Raw genomic sequence first — 2,892 nt, 5'->3', positions numbered from 1 at the left:
ATCTTTGTACATTTACTTTAAGGAGGTAAATATGCAATATAAAGGTAACATAAAAGAATATATACAGCAGTCGTTTGGCTGGAACGTCAGATTCAGTTCTCTGAACGATGTAAAAAACAGGATTCCATACGGAATTTTTAATGCTGCCGACTATGACTGCGTAGAGATTGATAATTTCAAGGGTGTGGCGATAAAGCCTCATTCGGAGGATGATTTCAGAATGAATAAAAATATTGCCACAACACTTGAAAAACGTCTCGATATGCCGGTTATTTTAATTTTGGATGGCATTAATTCTTATCAGAGAAAATCCCTGATTGAAAGTAGGATTGGGTTCGTGGTACCCGGTAAACAGATATATATTCCACAAATGGGGGCATTGATGTCAGAACGAGGACTTGGCGTAAATGTAAGCACCATAGAGAAACTTTCGGCAGTTGCAGGCGCGATGATAACCTTACACCTCGGCACAAAGTCATTGCAGGGATTGAGTATATCAGATGTTGCCAAGATTATGGGATATTCAATAAAGACCCTTTCATTAGCTGCAGCTGAACTTGAACGCGCCGGTTTAATTTCATTCAAGTTGCAAGGACGAAAAAAGTTGCTTGATTTTCCATTCTCGAATAAAGAGTTATGGGAAAAAGCTTTCCCAATGATTGATAGTCCAGTGGAGAAGCTACTCTTTTCGACTAATTCAGCATTAGCTTCTGAAATCGGTGTTATATCCTCCGATTCTGCACTCTCTGAAATCTCTATGCTTACTTCGCCCCCACAGAATATTTATGCGGTATATGCCCGTAATCCCCAACTCGGTGAACTTGATTTGAATGACAGTATGGGTGATATAAAAGTAGAGGTTTGGAAAACTGACCCTACTATTTCATCCAAGGATGGTATAATGGATATATTTTCACTTGCATTGTCATATAAGAATGATGATGACCCAAGAGTGTGGAAAGAATTAAATAAACTAATAAACGAAGCATTATGAAAGGAATAGACAAGATACGTCAGTATCTCGGAAACTATAAAGGTAGCTATGTGATTATAGGTGGTACAGCCTGTAATCTCAATTTAGAGGAATCGAATATTCATGGGAGAGCTACGAAGGATGTAGATATGATTGTAGTTTGTGAAGCCTTGACTACGGAGTATCTTCATAGCTTCTGGGAGTTCATCAAGGCAGGCGGATATAGAGCCTGGCAGGTAAAGTCAGAAGAAGAGACACATCGTTGCTTCTATCGTTTTATTGACCCCAAGGATAAGGATTTTCCTGTTTACATAGAACTCTTCTCCCGTAAGCCTGATGCCGTGAAACTTCCGGAGGATGCCCATTTGGTGCATATCTCCGTTTCTGAGTACCTATCCAGTTTTTCCGCTATACTTATGGATGATGAGTATTATAGCTATGCAGTATCTCATGCCGTTGAACTGAACGGTGTACAGGCTATTGACCACGATGCTCTGATAGTACTAAAAATCAAGGCATATCTTAACAATATCAAGCGACGCGACGCCGGACAGAAAGTTCAGAGCGATGATATTGACAAGCATAAACGAGATGTCTATCGAATGGTTCACCTGATTACTCCGGCAGACAGGTTTGAGGCTTCAGAAACTATCAAAGATGATATAAGGACTTTTCTTGCTGCCATTGAGAATGATCCCATAAATACGAAGGTCATATCAAAAAATATGGGTGTCCTGGACATTCCTCAGTCAGACTTTATTGAGATTATCAGAACCGTCTACAGCTTATGAGAGTACAATACGCCTCAGATTTGCATCTCGAATTTGGAGAAAATTCAAGGTGGTTGAAAGAACATCCTCTTATTCCATCAGCTGACATTCTCGTGCTTGCCGGAGATATTGGATATTTAGGTGATGACAACTATATCTCACATCCATTCTGGAACCGTGTATCTGAGGATTTCAATCAGGTAATAGTAGTTCCCGGAAATCATGAATTATATAAATTCTTTGACATAAATGAGTTGCGTAACGGTTGGCAATTGGAGATACGCCACAACGTCAGCGTTTGCTATAATTCCGTTATTGCACTCAATGAGGAAACCGACCTTATTGCATCAACACTATGGGCGCATATATCTCCCTCCGAGGAATATCTTACAGAGCGATGCGTAAGCGACTTCAAGCGTATCCGTAACGGTGAGTTTAGATTATCTGCACAACGCTTCAATGAAGAGCATGAGGTATGTCGGAATTTCATTGAAAAGGCGGTGAGTGAAAGTAATGCTGAGAGGATTGTTGTCGCTACACATCATGTACCATCTTTCGCACTGATGGCTGAAGAGTTCAAGGATAGTTCCATTAATGGAGCATTCACAGTAGAATTGGCTGGTATGATAGCAGAAAGCCGAATCAACTGTTGGATTTACGGCCATTCCCATAGAAACATAGATAAGATGATTGGATCTACAAGATGTGTGAGCAATCAACTTGGATACGTTTCCCAGAATGAGCATAATACTTTCAGACGAGATGCTGTAACAGAAATATAGGTTAAGTAACAAGACAATAGTATATTAAGACCATCTGAGAAGGTGGTCTTTTTTCTTGGTCCTCGATTTTCCGATTTATAAGTAACACACATTCGGGGGTTGATAGTGTTGACAGCAAACAATAATGTGTATAACAACGAGTTGCCTATAATAAGGCGTGTTGACAAACGTTGACAAAGGTTGACAGAATTGAGGAACAGATAAAATTCAGAGCCACGGGTTGACAAATTTTGGCTCTATTATATTCTTTTTCATAAAAAGATTTATCAAGATAATATACTGATATATAATATCTTGCGATGGGCTATTTTCGGGGTAAAAATGGGTTGTCACCTTTGTCAATCTTGTCAACCCCGGATAATGTGTG

3 protein-coding genes are annotated in these 2,892 nt (G+C 39.6%); all 3 read left to right on the top strand.

Annotation, left to right across the window (positions count from 1 at the left end; all coding sequences use genetic code 11):
• Positions 1–994 (top strand): hypothetical protein (locus tag C5O24_RS12205; protein ID WP_205961115.1); only part of this gene is annotated, 994 nt, incomplete at its 5' end.
• Complete coding sequence (locus tag C5O24_RS12200) at positions 991–1,764, top strand: hypothetical protein (protein WP_107037034.1); 774 nt, start codon at positions 991–993, stop codon at positions 1,762–1,764. The genes C5O24_RS12205 and C5O24_RS12200, both read left to right, overlap by 4 nt.
• Positions 1,761–2,525, top strand: coding sequence for a metallophosphoesterase (locus tag C5O24_RS12195; protein WP_107037035.1), 765 nt, complete (start codon positions 1,761–1,763; stop codon positions 2,523–2,525). The genes C5O24_RS12200 and C5O24_RS12195 overlap by 4 nt, the downstream gene beginning before the upstream one ends.
• Positions 2,526–2,892 lie beyond the last annotated feature (367 nt).

The sequence above is a fragment of the Paramuribaculum intestinale genome (genome assembly GCF_003024925.1).
Classification (GTDB): Bacteria; Bacteroidota; Bacteroidia; order Bacteroidales; family Muribaculaceae; genus Paramuribaculum; species Paramuribaculum intestinale.
Note: the sequence above shows the minus strand (reverse complement) of the source record. Positions and strands in the feature narration are given on the sequence as shown.